The following is a 25,928-nucleotide window of genomic DNA, read 5'->3' as shown; positions in this document are numbered from 1 at the left end:
TTCAAAATTGCAGCGTCAAGCCGGCCATGAAGGTGCGGCCGTAGTTTTCCACTTTGCGAGTGTTGGTGCCGTTGGCCAGATTTTCGACGTCCACCCGTTCGCGGTTGGTAACGTTATCGACTTCGCCGAACAGCGACAAACCCTTGTATAACTGCTGGCGCGCCGATAAATCCAAGGTCAGCGACGACTCGATCATCGTCACGTCGCCGTTGGCTTTATATTCCGGACGGTCGGCCAGATAGTTCAGTGCGGCGGTAACGATGGTGCCGGTCGGCGCGTAAGAAAAGTCGATGCCGACGTTGGCGATGAAACCGGGTTGTTGTTTGAAGCGGCGGTTGTTGCCGGCGAAATCGCGTACCTTGGAATCCAGCAAGGTCTGGTTGGCCCACAGTTGTGCGCCTTGCAGGGCCGGGATGCCGAGGCCGGCCAGGCTCAGGCGCTGTTCCAGTTCGATGCCGTGGGTCCAGCCGTCGCCGACGTTTTGGACCTGATAGACGTCTTTGCCGTCCTGGTCCACACCCGTATCGACTTCTTCGATGATGTCGGTGATGGCTTTATGAAACAGGTTCAAGGCCAAAAACAGATTGCCGCTGGCGTATTCGCCGCCAAGGTCGTAATTCAAGGCTCTGGCCGGGTCCAACTGCGGACTGCCGATGACGATCGTGGTGCCGTTATCGACGGCGAAGGGCGACAGTTCGTCGAACTTCGGCCGGTTGACCGATTTGGAAAACGCAAACCTGAGGCTCAAGTCGTCGCGTACCCGGTACAGGGCATGAAACGACGGGTTCAAATCGGTGACTGTCTTGTCGGCTTGGCTGCCGTCGCCGGTTCTGGATTGCAGATCGACGTGTTCCGCGCGCAAACCCGGCATCACGCTGAAGGCTTCGTTCAACCAAACATTGTCCTGCACGAATCCGGCGTAATAGTTTTCGGTCATGTAGTAGTTGTCTTTTGCCGTGGTAGTGCTGCGGACCACGCCGGTTTTACTGATTTCACGGGCGTTTTTATCGCGAAAGCGTACCCGTTCCCGCACCGCGCCGCCGAACTTGAGTTCCTGGCGCAGGCCCAGCGTGAACGGGACTCGCAAGGCGCTGTTCAGCGTCCAGGTTTCGTCTTCCTTGTTTTCTCGCTCCAGCGTGGTTTTGTCGAGATTGAAGCGGCCGCTGCCGACCGCCGATTCCTTGGTGGCGACCTTGTTTTTGTCTTTGTCTTCGGTGGACGAGTGGTAAGCGAACAAGGACTCCCATACCGGGCCGCCACTAAAATTGTGGCGGTGGGTGAAGGTAGCGCCGGAGGTACTGACCACTGCGTCTTCGGTTTCGGTTTCCCCGGAGCCGGCTTTGGCCGGTTCGGTGGTCAATTTGGTTTTGACTTTGAGTTTGTCCAGATTCAGCAGCATTGGTTTGGCATGAAATTCGCCGCCGTCGTAAAACAGGGCCAAATCAGAGAACACGTTGTCGGAATGGCTGCGTTCGGTTTCGTGTTCCAGTTCGCGCTTGCGCGTGGAAAACCGCTTGTCGCGGGTGCGGTCGATCAGATTGTCCAGGTGGTCGAAGGCGCCCATGCCGCCGAACCAGTCCACCGGCTTGTAGCCGAAGCCGAACTGGCCGTGCAGCAGATCGCCGTCCATATTGTTACGGCCGCCGTAACCGAAGCGGGCTTCCAGTTTCGGTTCGGTGGGTATTTCCCTGGTTTTGATCTCCACCCGGCCGGCGATGCCGTCGCTTTCGTATTCGGCGCTGGAGTTGCGCAGTACGTTGACCTGGCCGACCATGAACGATGGCAGCTGGTTAACTTGAAATTCGCGCTTTTCGCCGCCGTTGGGTAATTGCACGCCGTCGACTTGCACCCGGGTGTATTCCTTATCCAGACCGCGCAATTTGATGTCCTTGCTTTCGCCGGGATCGTCGACCACGCTACCGCTCATGCGTTTGACGATTTCGCCGGTATGGCGGTTATTGCGATTGGCGAATTCGTCGCGGCTGACGCCAGTTTTCGGTACAGGATCGGACAGGCGCGGATTTTGTGGGACGGCGGTCGATTTGACTTTGGTCTCGGCCAGCACTTGTTCCTTGTCGTCTTCCAATTCCGCCTCGCGAAGCTCGACTTCGGCCTTGCCGGGCGCCAGGGGTTCGGCGCCGGCCGGTGCGGCTAAAACGATGCCGATCGGTAATAGTGCGCAGCTGGGCCAATACAGGGATGAGTAGGGTCGTGTCATAACATTTGTTGAATATGTAGGTAAGGACTAGTGCTTGGCGCCGGCTTCCGGCTCCGAGACGAAACCGATTTTACTGACCCCGGCCTTGGCCGCATCCGCCAGCGTTTCGGCGACGAAGTGGTACGGCACGTTTTGATCGGCGCGAATATGCAATTCCGGTTGCTGCGGCGATTGGGCGATGTCCGCCAGCCTTTGATTCAAAACGGTGCGGTCTATTTGTTCCTGGTTCCAGAACAATTTCCCCTCGCCATCCACCGACAGTGCCACCGGGTCGTCGCTGGGTTGTTGCGGTACGCTGCTGGCCTTGGGTAGGTCGATTTTCACCGCATGGGTCATCAGCGGGGCGGTGATCATGAAGATCACCAGCAGTACCAGCATTACGTCGATTAACGGGATCATGTTGATTTCGGCGACGGTGTGGCCGCCGGCCTTGTTTTGATCGAAGCCGCCGAATGCCATTAGTGTTCTCCAGTGGCGAAGGCCATTTCAACGCCGGCAATAGCGGCGGCTGGCGCGCTGGCGATGGTGGCGCCGGTGGTCAGGAACGCAAACAAATCGTGGGCGAAGCCGTCCAAGCGGGCTAACAACAAGCGGTTGCTGCGCACGCAATCGTTATAGGCTAGTACCGCCGGAATTGCGACAGCGAGACCTAAGCCGGTCATGATCAACGCTTCGCCGACCGGTCCGGCGATTTGATCCAGGCCGCCCAGTCCGCCTTGGCCAATGTTGACCAGGGCGTGGTAAACCCCCCAGACCGTGCCGAACAAGCCGATAAAGGGTGCGGTGCTGGCGATGGAAGCCAGCGCAGTCAAACCCCATTCCAACTGCGCGGTTTCTTCGTCGATGACCCGACGCATCGAGCGGGTCAGGAACTCGGCGGTCGAGCCAGCTTGTTGTAAACCCTGATGACCGTGGCGGGCGTGGTGCTGGGAGGCGGCCAGGGCGTGGCGGGTCAGGTTGGAAAACGGGTCTGCCTGGGCGCCGTCGGATAAGTGGCCGGCGACATCGGCTAGGGTGTCGCTGGCCCAGAATTTCTGCAAAAACAGCTCGGCGCGACGGCGGACCTGGATGGCGTGCCAGGCTTTGACGACGATGAAATACCAGCTGGCGACCGACATAATCAACAGCAAGCTGAATAGGAAGGCGCCGACACTATCGGTTTGCGCCAGGAAATGGTCGAGACTTTGATTGAGTGCCATGATTTATCCTTCGAGAGAGAATGAAACGGGAACCACGACCCAGGCGGAAACCACCTGTTCGCCGCGGCGGGCGGGGACGAAACGCCATTTTTGGACAGTTTCCTGGGCGGCTTGATCCAGGCGCTCGTAGCCGCTGGATTTACGTAGCGTGACTTGTTCGACCGCGCCGTCGGTATTGACCAGTACCCGCAACAACACCTTGCCTTGCTCGCCGAGTTGCCGAGATGCGCTGGGATAGGCCGGGGCCGGGTTGTTCAAGTAGTCGGCATTCAGGTTGGGCAAGGTCATTGGCGCCGACGACGCTTCGCTGGTGCTGGTAGAACTGGGTGCCGGAGCAGGTGCTGCGGTAGCGGCCGTTGGTGTAGGTTCAGCGCGCGGTGGTTCCGGCGTTGGCTCTGGCGCGGCGATTGCCGTCGGCGCTTGGCTGGCGGTCGATACGAGATTCGGTTTTTTAACCGGTTTGGGCGGAGTTTTCGGTTTGCTGACGGCTTTTTCAACCGGTTGCTGGGCTTGCTGCACCGGCGGTTTGGCGGGGGCTTGCTGAGTTTGTGCGTCGCCGATCCACTGCACCATGATGGGTTGCGGCGGGGTGACGGGCTGCGGTTTCTCGCTGTTCGGCATCAGGCCAAACCAGGCTAAATGCAGGCCGAGCGCGATGAGCAAGCCCAGGCCGCGTTCGTTATATTCGGCTTTTTGTATTGTGGCTATCGATTTATATGGCCCTTCGCTGGCTACGAGGCGCATGGGGGCCAGGCAGGCAAGCTGGCGGAAACTGGCGGTCGGTAACATACAGGCCTCTCGATTAACTGATCTGAAAACGATTGGCTGGCTACCCTGAGGTTGGCTGGCTGGTGTTGTCGGGTGTTGCGGTTTACTTGGTCAAAATTAGTTTGCCGTTACTGGTAATGCGCAGGCGGTACTCGTCGCCTTGATGTTCGATGACAATTTCGTTTTGGGTGCCGAACAATAAACGGCTATTCACCCGCTGCCTGGCTTGCGGTATTTCCGGCGGCGTGTCGGCGGTTGACGGGCTAAGTCGCACTGGGTTAGACGGATTTTTCATAGGACTAAAAATGATGACGAATAAATGCCAAACCCGCTCAATGCGCCGTTGCCGGCTGCTGGCGAGCCGCTTTTCGCTCTAATAACAGGTTGGTAACGGTTTGCCAGTGTTCCAGCAATTGTAGGTACATATCGCGGCTGGAGGCGCTATGTGCCAGTTCCGGGTGGCTTAGCAGGCGCCCCAATTGCTGCACGATGAGATGTGCCAGCTTGGGGTTGTGATGGCCGTTGATGAATTGGGTCATTAACACGCAGGTCGCGGCATGAATTTGCGCCACATCGCGGCTTCTCGGTGCGCCGATAGAGTTGTCTTCAAACATGATGACCTCGGGTTGCATAAGTTATAAGTTAAATTGCCGCACACTGGATAACTTAGGAGGCTGTGCAGGTGCGGCAATGACAGCACGAGAGATGACTGTCGGATACAAATGATAATGATTATCATCTATATGTCAAGCAAAAGTATTTTGCTGTGGGTGGTTTGGGAATTTGTCGGGAAGCAATTGGCAGGGCCAATGGGGTGGGGAAGACGATAGAGGTGTTTTGTTTGTGGTAAATGATTTGAGAATATGACTGCAAATGGCAGCGGAAGTCGCCATCCTTGGTCAGGCTGATAGCGTGGCTTCGGCTTTTTGCAGCTTTAGGGCAGTGGTTTGTAAGCCAGTAGTCCGGCCAGCGTTTCCAGGAGTTCGCTACGGGGATGATTTTTGATCCAGACCAGCGCGATTTGCCGGCTGGGCCGCTGGCGGATGGTGATATAACGAATGTCATGATCGTCCGGCTGCACGGCGACCGAAGGCATCAGTGTCACGCCGACGCCGTTTTTGACCATGAAACGCAAGGTTTCCAGGCTGGATGCCCGGAAGTCGTGCTCCACAAAGCGCGACGGATGGCATAATTTTAGTGCCTGATCCCGCAAACAATGGCCCTCGTCCAGCAACAGCAGATTTTCTTTGGCCACCGTGTTCAGGTCAATTTCTGCCTGCTCGGCAAGGGGATGATCGGCGCACACCGCCAGGGTGAAAGGGTCTTCGAATAGGGTTCGACATTCCAAACTCGCCTGTTCGACAGGCAAGGCTAGCAAGGCAGCATCCAGCTTTTTGTCGAGCAGTAGGGCGACGATTGCGTTGGTTTTTTCCTCGACCAGTTGCAGTTTCAGCTCGGGGTAATGCTGCTTGATGCGAAATACGTACTCCGGCAACACGTAACTTGCCAGCGAAGGAAACGCTCCTAACGACAGCATGTTGCGATGCCGATCACTGGCGTGGGCGGCGATTTGGCGAATGGAGCGCGCATCGTCAAGTATGCGGCGGGCGATCGGTAAAATTTCCCGGCAAATTTCGGTAGTTTCCACCGCATTTTTTTCGCGCAGGAATAAATCCACGCCTAAATAATCCTCAAGTTTCTTAATCTGCGTGCTCAACGTCGGCTGGCTAATCGAACAATGCTCAGCCGCTTGGCTGAAGTTCTTCAATTCCGCTACGGCCACTAGGTAGCTTAAATCCCGCAAGTTCATCGACTGTTATCCGCTGTTGAGTTAAGTATTCCGAAAGCGCACCCGGACCGGAATCATACCAGCTCGGAAGCGCCTATTATTGACTTGGCCTATCGGTCCATCGAAGAAATCAATTTCAGTTTGCGGCCAATCTCCCGTTGAATATGTCCACCGAACCCGTTTTCTGAAGGGATAGGGTGCCGTTACAACTAAATGCCGCTACAGTTAATCCCGTGCGGTCTTTAAAACGAAAAAAACAACGGCTGGTTTTTATCTTAAATCACAACAAGGAACAGAGGTGCACCATGACAAGCAAACAATTTTTCCTGGCTTCCACATTGGCACTAGCCATATCAGCGGCATTGACCGCCACACCGGTGCAGGCCGAGCCGGAACCGACCATGAACAGCTTCTGGTGGCCGGAGCAACTGAATCTACAACCGTTGCGCCAGAACGCCGCCGAATCCAACCCCTTGGGCAAAGCCTTCAATTATGCCGAGCAATTCAAAACCCTGGACTTGAAAACCGTGAAAGCAGACATCGCCGGCGTGCTACATACCTCACAACCCTGGTGGCCGGCGGATTACGGCAACTACGGGCCGTTTTTCATTCGCATGGCCTGGCATAGTGCCGGCGTATATCGCATCTTCGACGGTCGCGGCGGTGCGTCCGGCGGTCAACAACGCTTTGAGCCGCTAAACAGCTGGCCGGACAACGTCAATCTGGACAAAGCCCGCCGTCTATTGTGGCCGGTCAAACAAAAGTATGGCGCCAAATTGTCCTGGGCCGACCTGATGGTGCTGGCGGGCAATGTGGCCTTGGAAGATATGGGCTTCAAGACTCTGGGTTTTGCCGGTGGTCGCGCCGATGATTGGGAAGCTGAAGTGGTCAATTGGGGCACGGAAAAGAAATTTTTGGCCGACGAGCGTCACGACGGCAAAGGTGAGCTGGCGAAACCCTTGGCGGCGGTGCAAATGGGTCTGATCTATGTCAACCCGGAAGGACCTGGCGGCAATCCGGACCCCTTGGCCGCGGCCAAACATATCCGCGAAGCATTCGGCCGGATGGCGATGAACGACGAGGAAACCGTGGCCCTGATCGCCGGCGGCCATACCTTCGGCAAGGCGCACGGTGCCCATAAACCTGACGAATGCGTGGGCAAAGAACCTGCCGCTGCCGGTATTGAAGAGCAAGGTTTGGGCTGGGCGAATAAATGCGGTGCCGGCAACGGCGTCGATACCGTCAGTAGCGGCCTGGAAGGCGCCTGGTCGACCAACCCTACGCGCTGGACCCACGATTATCTGACCTGGCTATACACCTTCGAGTGGCAACAAAGCAAAAGTCCGGCCGGTGCCACGCAATGGATACCTAAAGACGGCAAAGGCGATAACTTTGTACCGGACGCACACGACCAGAGCAAACGCCATCCGCCGATCATGTTTACTACCGATATTGCTTTGAAAATGGACCCGGATTACCAAAAAATTTCCAAACGCTTTTTGGATAATCCAAAAGAATTCGAGGCGGCCTTCGCCAAGGCCTGGTTCAAGCTGACCCACCGCGACATGGGGCCCAAAGCCCGCTATATCGGTGCGGAAGTACCGGCCGAAGACTTCGTCTGGCAGGACCCTATTCCCAAAGTTGATCACAAATTGATTGACGCCAAGGATGCCGGCAAATTGAAATCAGCCATCTTGGCTGCGGATCTGACGATTCCCGAGTTGGTGAAAACGGCCTGGGCCTCGGCAGTCACGTTCCGTGGCACCGACATGCGCGGCGGAGCCAATGGTGCGCGGATTCGGTTAGCGCCGCAAAAAGACTGGGAGGTCAATGATCCCGCTGAGCTGGCCAAAGTGCTGGCAAAACTGGAAGCGGTGCAAACCGAATTCAACCGTTCCTTGAAAGGCGGTAAAAAAGTGTCGCTGGCCGATGTGATCGTGCTGGGCGGTTCGGCAGCGGTGGAGGAGGCGGCCAAAAAAGCCGGTTATAAGGTGCAAGTGCCGTTCAAACCGGGGCGGATGGATGCGGCGCAAGAGCAAACCGACGTCAATTCTGTCGCGGTGCTGGAGCCCAAAGCTGACGGTTTCCGAAATTACTTTGGCAAAGATAATGCGCATTCGCCTGCGGAAATGCTAGTCGAACGCGCGAATTTTCTGACCTTGAGCGTGCCGGAAATGACGGTGTTGGTGGGCGGCATGCGGGCTTTGGATGCGAACGCCGGCCATGCCAAACACGGGGTGTTCACCAGTCGTCCGGGCACGCTCAGTAACGATTTCTTCGTTAATCTGCTCGATATGTCCACGAAATGGACCAAGTCAGCTACTGAAGGCATTTACGAAGGACGGGATCGGGCCAGCGATCAAGTTAAATGGACTGCCACACCAGTGGATTTGATCTTCGGTTCCCACTCCGAGCTACGGGCGGTAGCGGAAGTCTATGCCTCGGCAGACGGCAAGGAAAAGTTCGTGCAGGATTTTGCCAATGCCTGGGCCAAAGTGATGGATTTGGATCGATTCGATAAGCGCTGAGCTTGGCTTGCAAGGTATCCAATTTGGCCGAACTTGGGTCAAGTTGGCTGCCTTGCGCAAAAAATGCCTTTCATCGTCAACTTATTAACCCGGTCCTAGTTGTCACGGGTATGCTGTTTGGGCTGAGCCCTTCAAAGCCGTGGCTGCTGTGTTCTTCGATGGGGGGAACGGTTTTCTGCGTCGGGTTAATACCAGGCTGGTGGCAACCCGCAAACACCTCGGCTTGTGCCAAGTGGTGCCAGGGTCCCTCACAGAGAAAAGTCAAAAAAAGGGCAGTTCGAAGACTGCCCAAAGGGGGAGAACTCAAAGTGAATCAAATCCAGTCGGAATCGTCGCTGTCGTCCGGCACGCTGTAATCTGCGTCGCTAAGTGAAAAATCGTCACTATTATCCAAGTTGGCTTGCTGGATGGCATCGTCGCCGTAATAGTTGTTGACTACTGTCTGTTCCTGAAGGCCGCTGTGTTCGCCCATTGCTTGCTGGCCCCAGGCGCTGGAGCCGTGATGACCCATTAGACTTTCGATGCCTTGGAACAAAAACGAACCGGCGACGACGCCCGCTGCCGTGGTTGCGACATTACCTAAAAAACTACCGCCACCACCACCGAAGAAGCCGGGCGCTTGCGCGGGAGCGGCGCCGCGCGGCATTTGATAATTACCGGCACCGGGCACCGCTCCGCTATTGTTGGCAGGTTGAGCCCACGGATCGTTGCCCAGGAACCCGCCACGTTGTGGGTTTGCACCGGCTTGCAATTGATTTTGCAACTCGGCGATTTGTGCTTTAGCCGCAGTCAAAGCTTGATCCTGCAACAAGGCGCGTTGCACCAGCAGATAAGCGGCATCGGGTTGTTTGGCCACCGCATCTCTAATCAACGCTTCGGCTTCGGCATCTTTTTGGGTGAGCTTTACTTCGTTCAGTTGATTCAGAAACTGGCTGAGCTGGTTGCGTTCCTGTGAATTCATTCAATAACTCCTATCGTGAAGATATAACCCGGCTAAACGCCGGCATGGGCAAAGACTGCAAAATCGCTGCAAAGTTTCTTTAACAGTTGGGTGTGGTTTAGGAAGTTTCAATAGTCCGGGTGAAATAGTTGATGGCGTAAATTGCTTCTTTCTAGCAGCAAAGGGCAACGTATTCAATCACTGCCGGTCCTGTTCCAACGGCGCGATAGACTATGCTTCGGCGCCTGGTGCTGCAATTGCTGCTTTATCTTTGGCATTGCAAATTTCGGAATATGGGTTCTCGCACTTTCCGGGAAAGGGTCGGGGGTAGGGCATCATAAAACCAAAATTGTAAGGGCGGTTACTAGGGCTCGGTTAAAGCAGCCAGCCAAAAACAGCATTGCCTGTTAGTCCGGTTAGCGTACAATCCAGAGTGCTTCGCTAGTCGTTTCAAACCCACTTCAGTCGTTAGTTAGTAGCCGGCCGCTAAATCATACGTGATCAGTAACCCGAACAAACAAGCAGCAATTCAAGCGGCACAGCTTCGGCAACTGTTTGCAGCAAGCAATGTGTCATTGATCAGCAGTACGCTACTGGCGGCTATTTTGGCTTATATGCAGCGCGACATGATTGCGGCTCATGTGGTGCTCAGTTGGTTGACGCTGATTGTGTTGGTGGCGGTTTCCCGCACTTTGCTGGTCAAGGCTTATCGGTCCGCCGCGCCGGAAGTGGGCGAAAGCACTCGGTTCTGGATGAAAAGGTTTCGGATTGGGGTGCTGGCCGTGGGCTTGGTGTGGGGAGCGGCCGGTTTTCTGATGTTCCCGGCCAACAGTTCGCAGCACCAACTCTTTTTGGTTTTCATGCTGGCAGGCTTGTCCGCCGGCGGCGTGGTGGCTTTTTCCGCCGATCTGCTTAGTGCGGTGCTATTTTCTTTGAGCTCGCTGCTGCCCATCATTGTCCGCTTGTTCATGTCCGGCAATGGGTTGTTTGTGGCGATGAGCGTGGCAGGGTTTTTATACCTGTGCTTCATGGTGATCAGCTTGCGTCGTATCAATCGAAGCATCACCGAGAATATTGTCTTGCATCTCGACGCCGCGGAAAGAGAAGAGGCCATGCGTATCAGCGAGCAGCGCTATCGCTTGTTGCTGAAACATTCGCCCATCGGAATTTTTCATTACGACACCGACCTGATCGTCACTTACTGCAACGAACCGTTTGCCGCTATTTTGCAGAATACCGTCGATAACGTGGTCGGATTGGATATTAAGGGTTTTAACGACGGTTCAATACTTGCCGCTTTGCATCAGGCGTTGAACGGTGAAAAGGTGAGTTATGAAGGCAATTTCAGGCCGGCGCCGGATGCCGCCGGCATAGTGATAGACATGAGCTGCGCGCCGTCCCGCGACGGCGCCGGCAAGATTGTTGGCGGTATTGCGATTATTCGGGACATCAGCGAGCGTAAACAGGCGGAAGAAATGCTGCGTATCAGCGCCATCGCCTTCGAATCGCAGGCGGCGATGATCGTCACCTCCCCGGACGCGATAATCCTGCGGGTGAATCGAGCTTTTACCGCGCTGACCGGCTACGAAGCGCAAGAAGTAATGGGGCAAACGCCGCAGATGCTCAACTCCGGTCGGCACGACAAGGGGTTTTTTACCGCCATGTGGACTTCATTACAGGAAACCGGCCACTGGCAAGGTGAAATCTGGAATCGGCATAAGAATGGCCTGATTGTTGCGCAATGGCTGACCATTGCCGCCGTAGTCGCGCCCGATGGCCGCATTACTCATTACGTCGGTACATTTTCGGATATTACCGAGAACAAGGACGCGGTGGCGGAAATCCACCGTTTGGCCTATTACGATCCTTTAACCCATTTGCCTAACCGGCGTTTGCTGCAAGACCGCTTGGGCCAGGAGTTGGTTGCCGGCGCCCGCAACGGCTTGTATGGCGCCATCCTGTTCTTGGACCTGGATAACTTCAAGACGCTTAACGACACGCGCGGCCATGAGGCCGGTGACCAATTATTGATAGAGGTGGCGCGGCGTTTACGTACTAGCGTGCGCGAATGCGACATCGTCGGCCGTCTGGGTGGGGATGAGTTTTTGGTGTTGCTCTCAGATTTGAGCGCCGATGTCGAGCTTGCCGCCATGCAAACCAAGCAAGTCGGCGAAAAATTGCTGGATGCGTTGGCTCATCCTTATGACATAAACGGCTATGAGTTCCATTGTTCGGCCAGTATCGGCATTCGCTTGTACCGTGATCACGAGCTTGCGGAGGACCTACTCCGGCACGCCGATCTTGCTATGTATCAAGCCAAAATGGCCGGGCGTAATGCTGTGCGTTTCTTCGACCCGAGCATGCAGGCGCTGGCGACTGCCCGAGCCGAGTTGGAAAAAGATCTGCGCCTTGCGCTGTCTCAAAATCAGTTCAAGCTGTATTTTCAAGCGCAGATCTACCGAAACCACCAAGTAGTGGGCGCCGAGGCGCTGTTGCGTTGGCAGCATCCGCAACGCGGGCTGGTATCGCCGTTGGAGTTTATTGCCTTGGCGGAAAAAACCAGTTTGATTTTGCCGATTGGCCAGTGCGTGTTGGAAGCCGCCTGCACGCAACTGAAGCAGTGGGAGCAGCATGCGCGTTCGCGGCAATTTCGGCTAGCCGTTAATGTCAGTGCGCGCCAGTTTAGAGCGGCAGATTTTGTCGAGCAGGTGCGGCGGACGCTGGATAGCCATGGCGTTAACCCGGACTTGCTGGAACTGGAACTGACCGAAAGTCTGGTCCTTGAGAATATCAACGACACCATCTCTAAAATGCACGCGCTCCGAGAGATGGGCGTGCGCTTTTCGTTGGACGACTTCGGGACCGGATACTCGTCGTTTTCCTATCTGACGCAGTTGCCGTTCGACCAGTTAAAAATTGACCGTTCCTTTGTGCATAACATTGGTATCAAAACCAGTGATGCGGTGATCGTGCAAACCATCATCGGCATGGCCCATAATCTGGGGATAGAAGTCATTGCCGAAGGCGTCGAAACCGAAGCGCAGCGCTTGTTTCTGGAACAGCACGGCTGTCACGCCTGTCAGGGATTTTTGTTCAGCAAGCCGGTGCCGATAGACGAGTTTATGGCCTGGAGTCGGCGTTTGCCCAAGTGCTAACCCAGCCTGTCAATGTAGCCGCTCCGGCTATCAGGCATGCACCTGGCCTTTCGCGGAATTGTTGGTATATTCCTGTTTACTGCCATTTTTTTCTAAATTGGCTTTGCCGGGGCTCCGAATGAAATCGTCCGATACACATCCGCACAATTCCCGGCTGGCAGTCCGCGAGGCGTTAAAAGGCGCAAGCAATGACTATCACAACCGCTTAAATCAGCACAGTTTGCTGGTCGGAATCACCCAACCAGACTATTCGCTGGCTAAATACCGAAAGCTGCTGTCCGCTTACTACCATCTCTATCAGGCTTTGGAACAGCGGTTAATTGCCTTTCAGTCTTCTCAAGACTGTCAATTCGACTATTCTCAACGCCTTAAGCTGCCTTGGATTTGCCGCGATTTGGCGTTTTTGGGGATAGACCCGCTTAAGGAATGCAACATGGCGCAAAATCTGCCGGCACCGCAGGTAGCCAGCATGGGTGAATATACCGGGGTTTTATACGTGATAGAGGGATCGATGTTGGGTGGACAGCTTATTTCGCGTAGCCTTGAGGCCTACCACGGTTTAAATGGCGAAGCCGGCGCTTGCTTTTTCCGCGGTTATGGTCAGAACACCGGGCCTATGTGGCAAGATTTTCTGCGGTTTGCGGAAAACCTTGCCGGTGACGATGACCAGCGTTCGGCTGCCGAGCACGCGGCCTGCCAAACTTTTCAATTTTTTATTCAGGTGTTGGATGATTATGCCTATTCGTAAGTTACACGTTCTCCGCCCGGTCTAATGGATGATATTGATCAACAGGCGTTGCAACAGGCCCTGGAAAAGTGCGCGGCAGAACCCATTCACCAAATCGGGCAGATTCAGCCGCATGGCGCCTTGTTGGTTTTGAGCGCTGATCGGCCTTACACGGTATTGCAGGCCAGTGCCAACGTTAGCGAATTTTTCAGCGAAGTGACCGGCGAGGTGTGCCGCAAACCGCTTCAGGAACTGGTCGGCGAAAAAATTACCGGACAAATCGAGCAAATGTTTCAATCGGCGCAGCGTAAAAATACGGCCGCCGGGAAACTCAGCATTCCTCAACGCCGCGGCTCTCTTGAGCTACAGGCCCACGCTTATGTCAGTGACGGGCTATTTGTGTTGGAGCTTGTGCCTGATCACGACGCCGACCAGGAAGGGCGATTGTCCGAATTTCTGATGCAAATGCAGGAATCATTGCTGCGATACGACGCGAATAGCGATTTCTCGCGCTATTTCGATGATGTCGCGCTGTTGGTGCGGCGGATGAGCGGCTACGATAGCGTGATGATCTATCGGTTTGACTCTAATTGGAACGGTCAAGTGATCAGCCAAAATAGCGTGGATCATGCGCCGTCCTACCTTGGGTTGCACTTTCCGGCCAGTGACATTCCGCCACAAGCGCGGCGGCTTTATACGAGTAATCTGGTACGCTTGGTTGCCGATATTGATGCCGAGCCGGTGCCCATTTTACCTGGCCTCAATCCCGTAACCGAGCGGCCGCTGGATATGAGTTACTCGGCGTTGCGTTGCCTGTCGCCGATACATATCCAGTATTTGCGCAATATCGGTGTGCAGGGGTCGATGGTGATTTCTTTGCTGCAAAACGGCCGATTGTGGGGATTGATAGCTTGTCATCACTTCACGGCAAAACGTGTGTCGATTGCCCAACGCGAAGCGGTGACGTTTATAAGCCGGATGGTGTCGTCGAAATTATCCTCGATTGAGGCCTTGGAGCAGTACGACTGCGTTGCCAGCGCTAACCATGTGATCGGTGAGTTGCTGAATTATATTTTTACCGATCACGAGCAACGGGTCCTGCAAAGGTTACTACCGCCATTGATGGCGTTGCTGGATGCAACCGGGATATTAGCTGTGGTGGAAGGTAAGCGGCATGTTTACGGCGAGGTGTTGAAGCCTGCAGATCTAGGGGCATTATTGCTCTGGCTGGGCCAACAAGCCAGCGGCCAGATATTTAGTTCTGATCATCTTGCCAATGATTTTGTACAGGCAGAAAAATACCAGGAAATAGCCTCAGGGATATTGACCACACCGTTGCCCGGCGATATGCGCAATGTCATAGTTTGGTTCAGACAGGAAAAGCCGCGCACCGTAAGCTGGGCGGGCAAGGCCGAGAAAGGCTTGGTGATGGACAAAAGCGGAAACTACCAACTGACACCGCGTAAGTCATTTGAAATGTGGACGGAATTATGGCGGGGTCGCAGCGAGCCTTGGTCGCGTGTGCAAATTGACATTGCCGGGATGTTGGCGATGACCTTGCCTGAGGGCCTGGCACAAAAAAGCCGGTTGGAGCACGCGCTGAGACAGCAGCAGTTATTGGACGCTGAGCTGCGGATTGCCGCTACCGCTTTCGAGTCGCAGGAAGGCATCGTGGTTTTGGACGAGAATCGCTTGATACTGCGGGTAAACCAGGCGTTTACCCGTATTACCGGTTACCTCAGCGAGGAAGTAGTAGGCAAGAATCCGCGGGTATTGGAATTGGATTTGCAGGGTCTGGTCTATTACGAGGAGATGTGGGAAAGGGTCAATAACTCAGGGGTCTGGGAAGGTGAGATTTCTAGTAAACGCAAGGACGGTGCGGTGTTTCCCATGCATTTGGCCGTCAGTACGGTGAAAGACCCGACGGGTTGCATTAAAAATTATGTGGCCACGTTTGTAGATATTACCTCGATTAAAGCCGCTGCCGAGGAAATTGAGCGCTTGGCGTTTTATGACCCGTTGACCGGTTTGCCGAATCGCCGATTACTGCAAGATCGTTTGAAACGAGCGCTGATTGCCAGTGCGCGTAGCGGGCGGGAGGGGGCCATCCTGTTTATCGATTTGGACAATTTCAAAACCTTAAACGACACCCTCGGTCACGACATGGGTGATTTATTGTTGCAATTGGTGGCACAACGTTTGGTGGCCTGCGTGCGCGAAGGCGACACGGTTTCGCGGCTGGGCGGGGACGAATTTGTGGTGATGTTGACCGATCTGAGCGATGAAGTGCTGGATGCCGGCGCGCAGACCGAAGTGATAGCGAATAAAATCCTTACTGCCTTGACGCAAACCTACCGACTGGCCGACCACGAATATCGCAATTCGCCCAGTATCGGCGCGGTGTTATTCAACGACCAGGATTCGGACATCGAGAGCTTGCTGAAACAAGCCGATATTGCCATGTACCAGGCCAAAAAAGCCGGGCGGAATACCATACGTTTCTTCGACCCGGCCATGCAGGCCAGTATTAATGCGCGGGTCAAATTGGAGGCGGATTTACACGGTGCTTTAGCGAATAAGCAATTCCAACTGTATTATCAGCCGCAAGTCTCGCAGGGTTTGGATATTATCGGTGCTGAAGTCTTAATCCGTTTTCAACATCCCGAACGCGGCTTGATTTCACCGGCTGAGTTTATACCCTTGGCCGAGGATATTGGTTTGATTGTGCCGATAGGCCGTTGGGTACTGGAAACCGTTTGCCGGCAGCTGAAGATTTGGGAAAGCAGCACACATACTCAACATTTGCAACTGGCTGCAAATGTCAGTGCGCGGCAGTTTAGGCAAACTGATTTCGTCGACGTGGTGCGGCAAATCATTCGAGAGAGCGATATCAATCCCAATCGCTTGAAGTTGGAGTTAACTGAAAGTCTGGTGCTGGACGATATTGATGAGACCATCCGTAAAATGCATGCGTTAGGAGAAATTGGCGTGCGCTTTTCAATGGATGATTTCGGCACCGGGAATTCCTCGTTATCTAATCTCAGAAAACTGCCCATCGATCAATTGAAGATTGATCAAAGCTTTGTAAGAGATATTTCTATCGATCCGGACGATACCGTGATCGTCCAAACGATTATTGCTATGGCCAATAATCTGGGTTTGGACGTCATAGCCGAAGGGGTGGAAACCGAAGAGCAACGTAGTTTTCTGGAAAACCATGGCTGCCATACATTTCAAGGCTATCTCTACAGTAAACCCTTACCGTTAGATAGCTTTGAACGCTTGTTACCCTCAGGGGATGAACAAGTTTAGCCCGCCGGCGGATGTGATTAGAGCTTCCGTAATGCTGGCTTCTTTGATTTTGGTTTTGCGGCGAGTCTAACCATCATTCCTAGAGTCGGACCTGGCATATACCGGTCAAAAAATTCCCACAGCAAATACTTATCTGTAGAATCGCGGTTTTTTTGCCAAGCGATCCGGGGAGCAAAAGTCGAATGGGTAGAGCGTATCAAAACCGTAAAGTGTCCATGGCCAAGACGGCTGACGCCAAGGCCAAGGTTTACAGCAAATATGGTCGGGAGATCTATATGGCCGCCAAATCCGGCGGTATCGATCCATCCGGCAACTTGACTTTGCGGGGTTTGATCGATAGAGCCAAAAAAGACCAAGTGCCTACGCATGTCATCGAAAAAGCTATCGATAAAGCCAAGGGCGGCGGCGGAGAAGATTTTGCGCCTGCCCGCTATGAAGGCTTTGGACCTGGCGGTTGTATGGTGATTGTCGATTGCTTGACCGATAATCCCAATCGCACGTTTGGCGATGTACGGCTGTGTTTTACCAAAACCAAATGCAAGATCGGTACGCAAGGTGCTGTCAGCCATATGTTCGATCATTCGGCAATTCTGGCGTTTAAACACAACGACGAGGATGCTGTACTGGAAGCCTTGCTCAGTGCGGATGTGGATGTGTCCGACATCGAAAACGAGGACGGCAAGTTGACCGTGTTTACCCCCCATGCCGACTATGCGAAAGCCAAGCAGGCCTTAACGGATTTGTTGGGCGAGATCGATTTTGAAGTGGATGAAATTCAGTTTATGCCTAGAAGTGTTACCCCTATCAGCGGCGACGATGTAGTGATGTTCGAAAAGTTTTTGGATATGTTGAACGACCTGGATGACGTGCAAAACGTTTTCCATGATGCCGAGTATTAAAGGCAAAACCGTTCAGTAATTTGAGATATTGCATTCAGGAACCTCAGCGTTCCTGATCCACTAAAGTGCATTGCCATTGCTTGTTTTAGCAGGATAACCTGGCTATTGTTTCTTTTCGTAAAACAAACAATATGTATTAGAGGATATTGTTGATAAATTATATCTATCTTATAGTGTAAGCGTGTTTATTACGGAGTAACAAAAATGAATGACTTACAAAAAGATATTTTGAACGGTTTGGCTTTTATCACCGGCGTGATCGGTTTTATGTCAGGCGAATTTATTCTTTCATCGGCACTATTTGCTTCAACGACTGTTGCGAGCAACATCAACGCAAATCGGAAAAAGCGCCAGGATTAAGCTGGCTTACTATAGGGCGGTTATATTGGCCTATATCGTTTTAGCAGGGAAATAAGGCATCGGCTTAGGCCGGGTTTTTCCGGAGTCTGCTGTCTCTTCTCGGCTTTATCCTAATCTAGGCGATCAATAAATTTGCATTTGGTCGACAGATTTAAAAATCTATCCGCTCCGGCGCCACCCGCAACACTTCCTCAATGGTGGTAATGCCGGCGGCAACTTTTTCCGCGCCACTTAGTCGCAACGGGCGCATACCTTCTCTGATCGCTTGGCGTTGCAGCAACAGTGTGTCGCAGCCTTCCACAATCAATTTTTGCAGGGTCGGCTGGTTTTCGAAAATTTCGTAGATGCCGATACGGCCGGCAAAGCCGGTATTGCGGCAGGTCTTGCAACCAACAGCTTTATAAATGTGTTTAGGGGTAGCGACTTTAAACGGCGCCACCAATGCCTGCCACTGAGCTTGGTCTACGGTTGTCGCGGTTTTGCATTGCCCACATAGCACCCTTATCAAGCGTTGCGCCATTACCCCCAAAATGGTTTGCTGAATCAGATAGCCTGGCAAGCCAAGATTTAACAAACGTGTCACCGCAGCCGGTGCGCTATTGGTATGGAGGGTGGAAATCACTAAATGTCCGGTCAGCGAAGCTTGCACGGCCATTTCCGCGGTCTCCAAATCGCGAATCTCCCCGACCATAATAATGTCGGGATCTTGCCGAAGTAGGGTGCGAATCCCACTGGCGAAATCCAAGCCGATATTGGCCTGAGTCTGCATTTGATTGAAAGCCGGCTCTATTTGCTCGATGGGGTCTTCCACGGTGCATAGATTGATTTCCGAGGTGGCCAAGCGCTTCAGCGTGGAATATAAGGTAGTGGTTTTGCCGGAGCCAGTCGGGCCTGTCACCAGAATAATGCCGTGGGTCTGGCTGGTCATCCGGTTCCAAATCCCCAGCTCCTGTTTATTAAAGCCCAACTGCTCGTAATCGCGCAGCAGCACTTCCGGGTCGAAAATTCGCATCACCAGCTTCTCGCCAAACGCAGTCGGCATGGTGGAAAGCCTTAGTTCTATCTCTTTGCCGTTGCTATTTTGGGTCTTGATCCGGCCGTCTTGCGGCAGGCGTTTCTCGGCGATATTCATCCGGCCTAGAATCTTCAAGCGGCTTAAGACCGCATTCATAATCGGCATCGGAAGTTGATAAACCTTGTGCAGAATACCGTCGATCCTGAATCGCACATTGCCTTGCTGACGGCGCGGCTCGATGTGAATATCGCTGGCGCGCTGGTCGAAGGCATATTGCAGCAACCAGTTGACCAAATTCACCACATGCTGATTGTTCACGTCCAAATCGGCGCTTTTACTCAGCTCGACCAACTGTTCGAAGTTCTGGCCTTCTGCGGTGCGGCCATCATTGTGGGTTTGCGCGCCTTTCAGCGATTTGGAAAAGGTATAAAACTCGTCCAGATAGCGTTTGATCTCGTCCGGATTGGCAAACACGCAGCGAATCTTGCCGTGGTGCATCTTCGCCAGGTCGAGTTGCCAGGCACGGATGAAGGGTTCGGCGGTGGCTACCACGATTTCATCGGCGTCGATCTTGATCGGCAAAATATTATAATTGCCGGCGTAAGCCTTGCTGAACAAGGCAGTGACCGTAGGTACGTCGATCTTTAGCGGGTCGAAATAGTAATAAGGCATAGCCAGCTTTTTCGCCAGCCATTGGGTCAAGTCTTCTTGCGTCAACGGCGTGCCGAGCTGGCTTTGGTCGGCGAGTTCGCACTCTGCTAAGACCTTTAACGGATGCTTGTTGAGATTGATTTTGGCGGCTGCGTATTGCCGGCACTTTTCGACATCCTTGGCGGATAACATGCCGTCTTCTTCCAGCCACTTTACGATCTGGTTGATGTCCAGCTTTCTGTCTTCGGATTTGTGTTCTTCCCGCATACGCCTGGTTTGCTATGATATAAAGGTTTAGTCTAGCCAAATATGCAGGACGCTGTGTAGATTTAAAGCTTGGCGGTGGAATTTTCAGGCAGAGCATGGAACACTGCAAAAAGGCAATGTGAGACGACGACAAGAGCTATAATAGCGAATCGATTCTTTAATATGGAGTGGTTTAAGTCTTAACCCTACAATTAAAGCTTCCAGAAACAAACTACTTTCAGGATTTTTAAGCGATGTTTACCCAATTGCATCCAGGCAAGAACCGGGCACTTTTGATAGAAGTGTGTTTATTGACCAGTGCACTGCTACTGCCCGGATGCGCGAGTACGGAAAAGCGTGACGAGCTTTCCGTTAGTGAAGCGGGCCATGCTGATCCGTACGAGGGATTTAACCGGTCCATGTACGGTTTTAATATGACACTGGACAAATATTTTTTTAAGCCGGTTTCTGATGGTTATAAATTTATTACACCTGATTTCATGGAAACTGGCGTCAATAATTTCTTCACCAACTTGAAGGGTATTAACGTGGTGCTCAACGATGTCCTTCAGGGTAAATTCCAACAGAGCGCTTCGGACGCCGGACGCTTTTTAACCAATACCACCATCGGCGTGGGTGGATTAATAGACGTCGCCAGCGAAGTCGGTTTAAAAAACAACGTTGAAGATTTTGGGCAAACTTTGGCTGTGTGGGGAGTCGGGCAAGGTGCGTATTTGGTGTTGCCGGTTTTTGGGCCCACCACTATTCGCGATGGCGGCGCGGGCATCCTCGATAGAGCCGCCAACCCAGGTACCTACGTGCCGGGTACCGGTATTCTCGAGGGGATTAATGATCGTGCAAATGCCGAAGGGGCGTTGAACTTTATCAATGAGGCTGCTTTAGACCCTTATGTGTTTACTCGGGAATCCTTCCTGCAATATCGGCGCAATTTGGTCAACGACGGAAAAAGCGACAGCGCGAACTATGATCTCGATATTGATCCCACCGCTGACGCTGCGTCTGAACCCAAACCCAGCAGCTCGGAAGTACTCAAGCCATCGCTAGACACCACCAACAAGACTGAACAGAGTGGTTCACCCTCCACTCAGCCTGCCGTCGGCGCTACTGCCGATACCAACGCCTTCGACAACATGCTGCAATCGTTTGAAGAAGCTTCAAACAAGCTCGATAAACTGAGTAAGCACAGACGTAGAAGGTGAGTAAAGACCTGGATAAGGCCCACTATGCGGCTTTATCCAGAGTAGGCTGTTTTGACTGTTTAGTAACATATTGGAGAGGGCCTTTTTTCCACGATGTACTAAGCAACGCCTCGGGGCAATCCAGAGGTTTGGTGTGTGAGCGAATTTGATCTAATCGGATGGTGCGGAATGATCGGATACAGAGTGCTTAGCGGTTTGCCGCTTTTTCCTGACAGCATAAAAGTAGGTCATGCCGGAAATGGTGCCGCATACCGTGGCTAATTTATCCAGAATAGGTGCGACGGTTACTATCAAAGGTTCATCGACCAGCCCCAACCAGACGCCGAAAGCGCTTAGGCCGGTTGGCGTGGCTATTGTCGCCGCGACAGCCGATAGCCCGGCAATGATGCCTGTCGCCATGGCGATATGTTCTACCCTAGTGGCAATAACTTCGTGGTTCATGTGGATTGCGGGCGTAGTTGGTGGACTAATCGCAACCGGGTTTCCCGGCGGCTCAGCAGAAAAATCGGCTGCATTTTAGTCAGTTTCGAGCTGCTTGTCAGCGGGAGTGGGCAGCGAATGCTGGCGAAGATTGTCGGCATTCGTTGGCGTTATCGGGCTGAGGTTTCTTTGCTGCGCTGAGTGCCGGCAATATCCGAAATTGGTGTTTGACATTCCTCTTAACCTGGAGTAATACGGTGTCCTATTGGAGTGAAACTGCATGTTCATTCCGAAATCTGCCGCCAGCCTACGGTGTATTCAGGGAGTTTAGAACGCTATGTCTTCCCTAACTGTTTCCAGTGTTAATCAATCCGGCTTTCAACAGTTGAGCGCGCTGACGGCCAAAAGAAATGCCGACCAAGCCGAGCAAATGGCGCAAGCCTTGAGAAAACAGGCGGATGCCGTTCAAGCCCAAGCCGACCAATATGCAGCCAAAGCCCAGGCGCTCGATTCCCAAGCCAGTAAGGCCAAGGTGGACTCTGACGCCGCGCACTTAAGACTGAATCTGTCCAACGCTTTTCAAGATGCAGGCGCGCAGTTAACTAAGACTATTCAGAACGCCGAGGTAAGACCGTCTACCTATTCGCAAACCTTGGCGGGTATAACCACAACTTCTGCGGCTGATTACAATAAAGCAGTGGGGAGTTCAATAGACATCGTTGCTTAGCCTGATTACCGTTCAGGTAGATAAGCAAGAGGTCGTCAAAAAACAGTAAGCGAGGTGACATCATGTTGTCGTCAATCAATACTAACAACCTGGACAAATCCCAAAGTCTGATCCAAACCAGCATCCAGCGCCTTAGCTCCGCGAAGCGGATCAATTCGGCCGCCGACAACCCTGCCGGGTTGGCAATTGCCGATGCCATAAGTAGTCGCTTGGGAGGGCAAAACCAAGCAATCGGCAATATCGGCAAGGGTCTGTCGCTTACGGATACAGCCAGTAGCGCATTAACTCAGGTAACCGACAACCTACAACGCATTCGTGAACTGACGGTGCAAGCCGGAAGCGGCTCTCTGTCGGCCGCTGATCGACAAAGCCTTCAGGACGAGATCAACGGCTTGGGTAAAAGCATTGATGGTATCGCCGGCAACACCCAGTTCAACGATCAAAAACTGTTGGACGGCAGTTTTTCCGGTCAATTGCAAATCGGCCCCAATCCCGGAGATACCCTTGGCTTAAGCCTAAGTAATGTATCCAGCACAGCCCTGGGTGTGTCGGGATTGGATGTATCGAGCGCTACAAATGCGTCCAATGCGCTGGATAGCATAGACAGTGCGATTAAAAATGTCGGGAATCAGCAGAGTAACTTGGCAAGTACTGCTGCAGGCTTAAATTCAAATCTGGCGAATCTGAGCAGCAGCTATCAGAATCTGGCCGAAACCCGCAGCCGTATTCAAGACACTGACTATGCGCAAACGGCTGCTGACTTGAACAAGGGAAAGTTGCAAAACCAGGTGGCTAGCTACGCGCTCAAGCTATATCAAGACAATCAAAAAGCCGCATCGGCGTTGTTAACCGGAATCTGAACGCCGTGTGACCTGCATCTACACGTCAGGTTTTGATTGTCCGCAATCGCCTATCGCTTTTCCGCTGTTTTATCGGCGCGCTGCCGCTGCTTAGGCGGAACCTAGTGGGCGTGATTGCTTAGTGGCGACTCAGTAAGCGCTTACGCAGTTTCAGCGGTTTTACCAGGACAGGAAAAAGCCCGAAGCGCCGCACCAACCATTTTCTGAATTCTTCCAGCAGCAGCATACCGAGCGCAAACGGCAAGGTAAACAGCCAAACTTTGATGTCTATCGGCGCGGTGCCGAACAGCGCGTTGCCCCACGGTGTGTAGACAATAGTCAGAATCAACGCAATTTCCAAAGCAATGCCGGACAGGATCAGTTTATTGTCCAAGAACGATGTGGCTAACAGGCCGCGTTGCCGCTGTTTGCAAATAAACACATTCGCGATCTGCATCATGATGATTGCGGTCAGGCAGGCGGTAGTGGCTTGCAGGTAGAGCGGGTGATGGTTGGACAATATCTCGCCATAATCCCAGCCGCCGCGATGCAACACAAAAAAGAATGCAGCCATTGCCGCGAGTGCTTCCAGCAGACCTAGGAAGCCGTAAGCCCTGGCCAGCAAGCGCCAGTCGATCAGCGTTTCCTTGTAAGAGCGCGGCGGTTTGTTCATGGCGGATGCATCCGGTTTTTCCACGCCCAAGCCCAAAGCCGGCAGCATGTCGGTGCCCAAGTCAACCGCCAAAATCTGGATGATGGTCAATGGCAGCGGAATTTTGCACAACACAAAGGCCAGATAAGGGATCAGTTCCGGGATGTTGGAGCTGAGGATATAGGTCAGGAATTTGCGGATATTGTCGAACACCGCGCGGCCTTCCTCAATGGCGGCCACGATGCTGGCAAAGTTGTCGTCCAGCAAAATCATGTCCGCCGCTTCCTTGGCGACATCGGTACCGGCCTTGCCCATGGCGATGCCGATGTCGGCTTTCTTTAAGGCTGGTGCATCGTTGACTCCATCGCCTGTCACCGCGACCACATGTTTCTTGCGCTGCAAGGCATCCACGATCAGCATTTTCTGGTCGGCACCAACCCTGGCAAAAATGATTTCCGGGGCATCCAACGCCACTTGCAACTGGCTGCTCGTGAGTTTTTTTAATTTGTCGCCGGTAATCACTTTGGGATTATCCGATTTGATCAGCTTGATCTGCCGGGCAATCGCCACCGCGGTATGCGGATGGTCGCCGGTGATCATGATGACTTTAATGCCGGCGATATGGCATTGCGCGATGGCATCCGCGACTTCCGGCCGCGGCGGATCTTCCAAACCCACCAGGCCGCTGAAGATCAAAGCTTGTTCCGGCTCGGCTTCGAATGGGTCCGATAGGGGGCGATAGGCAAACGCCAGCACGCGCAATCCTTGGTCTGCCAGGGTTTTTAGAGCGTTTACCAGCTGTTGACGACCAGCGTCACCGAGAGGTTCTACGTTACCGTGCATCACAATGTGCCGGCACAGCGGCAGCACCATTTCCAGCGCACCTTTGCAAAACAACATTTTGCCTTGTGGTGTATTGTGAATAGTCGACAGGCGTTTGCGGTCGGTATCGAAGGGCACTTCGCCGATTTTCGGGTAATCGATGCGCATGCCTTGTTCATGTGCCATGGACACCAGTGCCACTTCCATCGGATCGCCCAGCAAACCTTTGCCTTCCACGTGTTTCAGGCTATGGCACAAAGCCGCGTTGGCTAAAAAGGCGGTGTGATGTTGCAGGCTATCGCTGCCCAATTGCTCGGGTTGCCAATATTGATTGTCCAGAAACAGCTGCTTAACCGCCATGCGGTTTTGAGTCAGCGTACCGGTTTTGTCGGTACAGATTACCGTGGTCGAGCCCAGGGTTTCCACCGAGGGCAGGTTACGGATCAAGGCATTACGCTTGGCCATGCGCTGCGTAGCCATCGCCAGCGACAGCGTCACGGTGGGCAGCAGACCTTCCGGCACGTTGGCGACGATGATGCCGATTGCGAACATGAAATTTTCCCAAAAGGTCAGGCCGATGATTTGCCCGATAAAGAAAAACACCACGCCCAACAGCAGGGCCAGCAAAGCCACAAAACGGCTGAGGCGGCGGATTTGCAATTGCAGCGGCGATTGGCCTTTGACCGTGGTTTTCAGGGTGTGGGCAATCTTGCCGAACTCGGTATGCATGCCGGTGGCAAACACCAGAGCCTTGCCTTCGCCGGCCACCACCGAGGTACCGGCCAATAGAATGTTGCGGCTTTGGCTGATGTCCTCGACATCCGACACTTGCGCATCGCGGCCCTTGGGGAGTGACTCGCCGGTGATGGTGGCGTTGTTTACCCGCAAATTAAATGCTTCCAGCAGCCGGCAATCGGCCGGCACGTTATCGCCTTCCTGCAATACCAGCAGGTCGCCCGGCACCAGTTCGTCGGCAAATACCAAACTCAGCTCGCCGTCGCGAATGACTTTGACTTGATGCGGCAGCAGCTTTTGTAATGCGGCAATCGCCTGCTCGGCTTGATGCCGTTGCCAGAATGAGAAACAGCCGTTGATCGCTATGACGCCCAGCACCGCATAGCCCAAAGTGACCATGCCTTCACCGGGTTGCCGGGATTCCGCGAAAAACGCCAAGCCGGCTGCCAACCATAAAATTAAGGCAAAAAAGTGCAGAAACTCTTGGGCAAACAGTAGCAACGCCGAGGTCTTTTTCGATTCCTCGATACGGTTGAAGCCAAATTCATGTAAACGGCCTTCAATGGCGGCATCGGCCAAGCCGTCCATGCTGGAGCCTAAACTGTCCTGAGCTTCTTCGGGGCTTAGATGGTGAATTTTCATGATAGCAATCGAACAAAACGCCTAGAATCTCAGTGTAAACCTATTGAATGTACTCGGCGATGAC

At 53.4% G+C, this 25,928-nt stretch carries 20 protein-coding genes; 9 read left to right on the top strand and 11 right to left on the bottom strand.

Annotation, left to right across the window (positions count from 1 at the left end; genetic code table 11):
* Position 1: 1 nt before the first annotated feature.
* From DDY07_RS10830 to DDY07_RS10800, 7 genes are all read right to left on the bottom strand, one after another.
* Positions 2-2,218, bottom strand: coding sequence for a TonB-dependent receptor (locus tag DDY07_RS10830; protein ID WP_171695896.1), 2,217 nt, complete (start codon positions 2,216-2,218; stop codon positions 2-4).
* Positions 2,219-2,245: 27 nt separating this feature from the next.
* The gene (locus tag DDY07_RS10825) at positions 2,246-2,677 is read right to left on the bottom strand and encodes a biopolymer transporter ExbD (protein ID WP_171695895.1); all 432 of its coding nucleotides are present in this window, start codon (positions 2,675-2,677) and stop codon (positions 2,246-2,248) included.
* Complete coding sequence (locus DDY07_RS10820) at positions 2,677-3,417, bottom strand: MotA/TolQ/ExbB proton channel family protein (protein WP_171695894.1); 741 nt, start codon at positions 3,415-3,417, stop codon at positions 2,677-2,679. Before DDY07_RS10820 ends, DDY07_RS10825 begins: the two co-directional genes overlap by 1 nt.
* A 3-nt stretch (positions 3,418-3,420) precedes the next feature.
* Positions 3,421-4,206, bottom strand: coding sequence for an energy transducer TonB (locus DDY07_RS10815; protein WP_171695893.1), 786 nt, complete (start codon positions 4,204-4,206; stop codon positions 3,421-3,423).
* A gap of 82 nt (positions 4,207-4,288) precedes the next feature.
* Positions 4,289-4,480, bottom strand: a complete 192-nt coding sequence (gene hemP, locus DDY07_RS10810) for a hemin uptake protein HemP (RefSeq protein ID WP_033155322.1) — start codon at positions 4,478-4,480, stop codon at positions 4,289-4,291.
* Positions 4,481-4,517: 37 nt separating this feature from the next.
* Positions 4,518-4,799: a hypothetical protein gene (locus tag DDY07_RS10805; protein WP_240618122.1), complete on the bottom strand. Its 282-nt coding sequence runs from the start codon at positions 4,797-4,799 to the stop codon at positions 4,518-4,520.
* A 320-nt stretch (positions 4,800-5,119) separates the two neighbouring features.
* Entirely contained in the window at positions 5,120-5,995 is an 876-nt protein-coding gene (locus tag DDY07_RS10800) for a LysR substrate-binding domain-containing protein (RefSeq protein WP_171695892.1), read from the bottom strand.
* Positions 5,996-6,279: 284 nt separating this feature from the next.
* Between DDY07_RS10800 and katG the strand changes: the two genes are divergently transcribed.
* Positions 6,280-8,502 carry a catalase/peroxidase HPI gene (gene katG, locus DDY07_RS10795; protein ID WP_171695891.1) on the top strand — a complete coding sequence of 741 codons (2,223 nt, stop codon included), beginning with the start codon at positions 6,280-6,282 and terminating at the stop codon, positions 8,500-8,502.
* Between the two features lie 313 nt (positions 8,503-8,815).
* Here katG and DDY07_RS10790 read toward each other — a convergent pair whose 3' ends face one another.
* Complete coding sequence (locus tag DDY07_RS10790; RefSeq protein WP_033155319.1) at positions 8,816-9,463, bottom strand: DUF2076 domain-containing protein; 648 nt, start codon at positions 9,461-9,463, stop codon at positions 8,816-8,818.
* Positions 9,464-9,939: 476 nt separating this feature from the next.
* On the opposite strand from DDY07_RS10790, the gene DDY07_RS10785 reads away from it, so the two are divergent.
* From DDY07_RS10785 to DDY07_RS10765, 5 genes are all read left to right on the top strand, one after another.
* Positions 9,940-12,597 carry a bifunctional diguanylate cyclase/phosphodiesterase gene (locus DDY07_RS10785; RefSeq protein WP_171695890.1) on the top strand — a complete coding sequence of 886 codons (2,658 nt, stop codon included), beginning with the start codon at positions 9,940-9,942 and terminating at the stop codon, positions 12,595-12,597.
* Between the two features lie 118 nt (positions 12,598-12,715).
* Positions 12,716-13,345: a biliverdin-producing heme oxygenase gene (locus DDY07_RS10780; protein WP_171695889.1), complete on the top strand. Its 630-nt coding sequence runs from the start codon at positions 12,716-12,718 to the stop codon at positions 13,343-13,345.
* A 24-nt stretch (positions 13,346-13,369) separates the two neighbouring features.
* The gene (locus DDY07_RS10775) at positions 13,370-16,636 is read left to right on the top strand and encodes an EAL domain-containing protein (protein ID WP_171695888.1); all 3,267 of its coding nucleotides are present in this window, start codon (positions 13,370-13,372) and stop codon (positions 16,634-16,636) included.
* Positions 16,637-16,818: 182 nt separating this feature from the next.
* Entirely contained in the window at positions 16,819-17,535 is a 717-nt protein-coding gene (locus DDY07_RS10770) for a YebC/PmpR family DNA-binding transcriptional regulator (protein WP_171695887.1), read from the top strand.
* A gap of 204 nt (positions 17,536-17,739) precedes the next feature.
* A complete protein-coding gene (locus tag DDY07_RS10765; protein ID WP_165786410.1) occupies positions 17,740-17,895 on the top strand; it encodes a hypothetical protein in 156 nt (51 codons plus the stop codon).
* A 151-nt stretch (positions 17,896-18,046) separates the two neighbouring features.
* Here the strand turns inward: DDY07_RS10765 and DDY07_RS10760 are convergent, their stop codons facing one another.
* Positions 18,047-19,828 (bottom strand): GspE/PulE family protein, encoded by a 1,782-nt coding sequence (locus DDY07_RS10760; protein ID WP_171695886.1) that lies wholly within the window; start codon positions 19,826-19,828, stop codon positions 18,047-18,049.
* Positions 19,829-20,061: 233 nt separating this feature from the next.
* Between DDY07_RS10760 and DDY07_RS10755 the strand changes: the two genes are divergently transcribed.
* Positions 20,062-21,027 carry a VacJ family lipoprotein gene (locus tag DDY07_RS10755; protein WP_171695885.1) on the top strand — a complete coding sequence of 322 codons (966 nt, stop codon included), beginning with the start codon at positions 20,062-20,064 and terminating at the stop codon, positions 21,025-21,027.
* Between the two features lie 150 nt (positions 21,028-21,177).
* On the opposite strand, the gene DDY07_RS10750 is transcribed toward DDY07_RS10755, so the two are convergent.
* Positions 21,178-21,468 (bottom strand): hypothetical protein, encoded by a 291-nt coding sequence (locus DDY07_RS10750; protein ID WP_171695884.1) that lies wholly within the window; start codon positions 21,466-21,468, stop codon positions 21,178-21,180.
* Positions 21,469-21,784: 316 nt separating this feature from the next.
* Here DDY07_RS10750 and DDY07_RS10745 point away from each other — a divergent pair, with 316 nt between their 5' ends.
* A complete protein-coding gene (locus tag DDY07_RS10745; protein WP_171695883.1) occupies positions 21,785-22,174 on the top strand; it encodes a hypothetical protein in 390 nt (129 codons plus the stop codon).
* A gap of 62 nt (positions 22,175-22,236) precedes the next feature.
* On the top strand, positions 22,237-23,034 hold the full coding sequence (locus DDY07_RS10740) for a flagellin (protein ID WP_171695882.1): 798 nt from the start codon (positions 22,237-22,239) through the stop codon (positions 23,032-23,034).
* Positions 23,035-23,152: 118 nt separating this feature from the next.
* Here the strand turns inward: DDY07_RS10740 and DDY07_RS10735 are convergent, their stop codons facing one another.
* The gene (locus DDY07_RS10735; protein WP_171695881.1) at positions 23,153-25,864 is read right to left on the bottom strand and encodes a cation-transporting P-type ATPase; all 2,712 of its coding nucleotides are present in this window, start codon (positions 25,862-25,864) and stop codon (positions 23,153-23,155) included.
* Positions 25,865-25,928 lie beyond the last annotated feature (64 nt).

This window comes from Methylomonas sp. ZR1 (genome assembly GCF_013141865.1).
Classification (GTDB): domain Bacteria; phylum Pseudomonadota; class Gammaproteobacteria; order Methylococcales; family Methylomonadaceae; genus Methylomonas.
The sequence above is the reverse complement of the archived record's forward strand: the minus strand, read 5'-3'. Positions and strand labels throughout refer to the sequence as shown.

Bases quoted from the DNA above. Each gene is read 5' to 3' on its own strand.
- DDY07_RS10830 (WP_171695896.1), bottom strand. From the start codon at position 2,218: ATGACACGACCCTACTCATCCCTGTATTGGCCCAGCTGCGCACTATTA.
- DDY07_RS10755 (WP_171695885.1), top strand. From the start codon at position 20,062: ATGTTTACCCAATTGCATCCAGGCAAGAACCGGGCACTTTTGATAGAA.
- DDY07_RS10780 (WP_171695889.1), top strand. From the start codon at position 12,716: ATGAAATCGTCCGATACACATCCGCACAATTCCCGGCTGGCAGTCCGC.
- DDY07_RS10735 (WP_171695881.1), bottom strand. From the start codon at position 25,864: ATGAAAATTCACCATCTAAGCCCCGAAGAAGCTCAGGACAGTTTAGGC.
- hemP (WP_033155322.1), bottom strand. From the start codon at position 4,480: ATGAAAAATCCGTCTAACCCAGTGCGACTTAGCCCGTCAACCGCCGAC.
- DDY07_RS10790 (WP_033155319.1), bottom strand. From the start codon at position 9,463: ATGAATTCACAGGAACGCAACCAGCTCAGCCAGTTTCTGAATCAACTG.
- DDY07_RS10815 (WP_171695893.1), bottom strand. From the start codon at position 4,206: ATGTTACCGACCGCCAGTTTCCGCCAGCTTGCCTGCCTGGCCCCCATG.
- DDY07_RS10820 (WP_171695894.1), bottom strand. From the start codon at position 3,417: ATGGCACTCAATCAAAGTCTCGACCATTTCCTGGCGCAAACCGATAGT.
- DDY07_RS10775 (WP_171695888.1), top strand. From the start codon at position 13,370: ATGGATGATATTGATCAACAGGCGTTGCAACAGGCCCTGGAAAAGTGC.
- DDY07_RS10805 (WP_240618122.1), bottom strand. From the start codon at position 4,799: ATGTTTGAAGACAACTCTATCGGCGCACCGAGAAGCCGCGATGTGGCG.
- DDY07_RS10770 (WP_171695887.1), top strand. From the start codon at position 16,819: ATGGGTAGAGCGTATCAAAACCGTAAAGTGTCCATGGCCAAGACGGCT.
- DDY07_RS10825 (WP_171695895.1), bottom strand. From the start codon at position 2,677: ATGGCATTCGGCGGCTTCGATCAAAACAAGGCCGGCGGCCACACCGTC.
- DDY07_RS10800 (WP_171695892.1), bottom strand. From the start codon at position 5,995: ATGAACTTGCGGGATTTAAGCTACCTAGTGGCCGTAGCGGAATTGAAG.
- DDY07_RS10760 (WP_171695886.1), bottom strand. From the start codon at position 19,828: ATGCGGGAAGAACACAAATCCGAAGACAGAAAGCTGGACATCAACCAG.
- DDY07_RS10765 (WP_165786410.1), top strand. From the start codon at position 17,740: ATGAATGACTTACAAAAAGATATTTTGAACGGTTTGGCTTTTATCACC.
- DDY07_RS10750 (WP_171695884.1), bottom strand. From the start codon at position 21,468: ATGAACCACGAAGTTATTGCCACTAGGGTAGAACATATCGCCATGGCG.
- DDY07_RS10745 (WP_171695883.1), top strand. From the start codon at position 21,785: ATGTCTTCCCTAACTGTTTCCAGTGTTAATCAATCCGGCTTTCAACAG.
- DDY07_RS10740 (WP_171695882.1), top strand. From the start codon at position 22,237: ATGTTGTCGTCAATCAATACTAACAACCTGGACAAATCCCAAAGTCTG.
- katG (WP_171695891.1), top strand. From the start codon at position 6,280: ATGACAAGCAAACAATTTTTCCTGGCTTCCACATTGGCACTAGCCATA.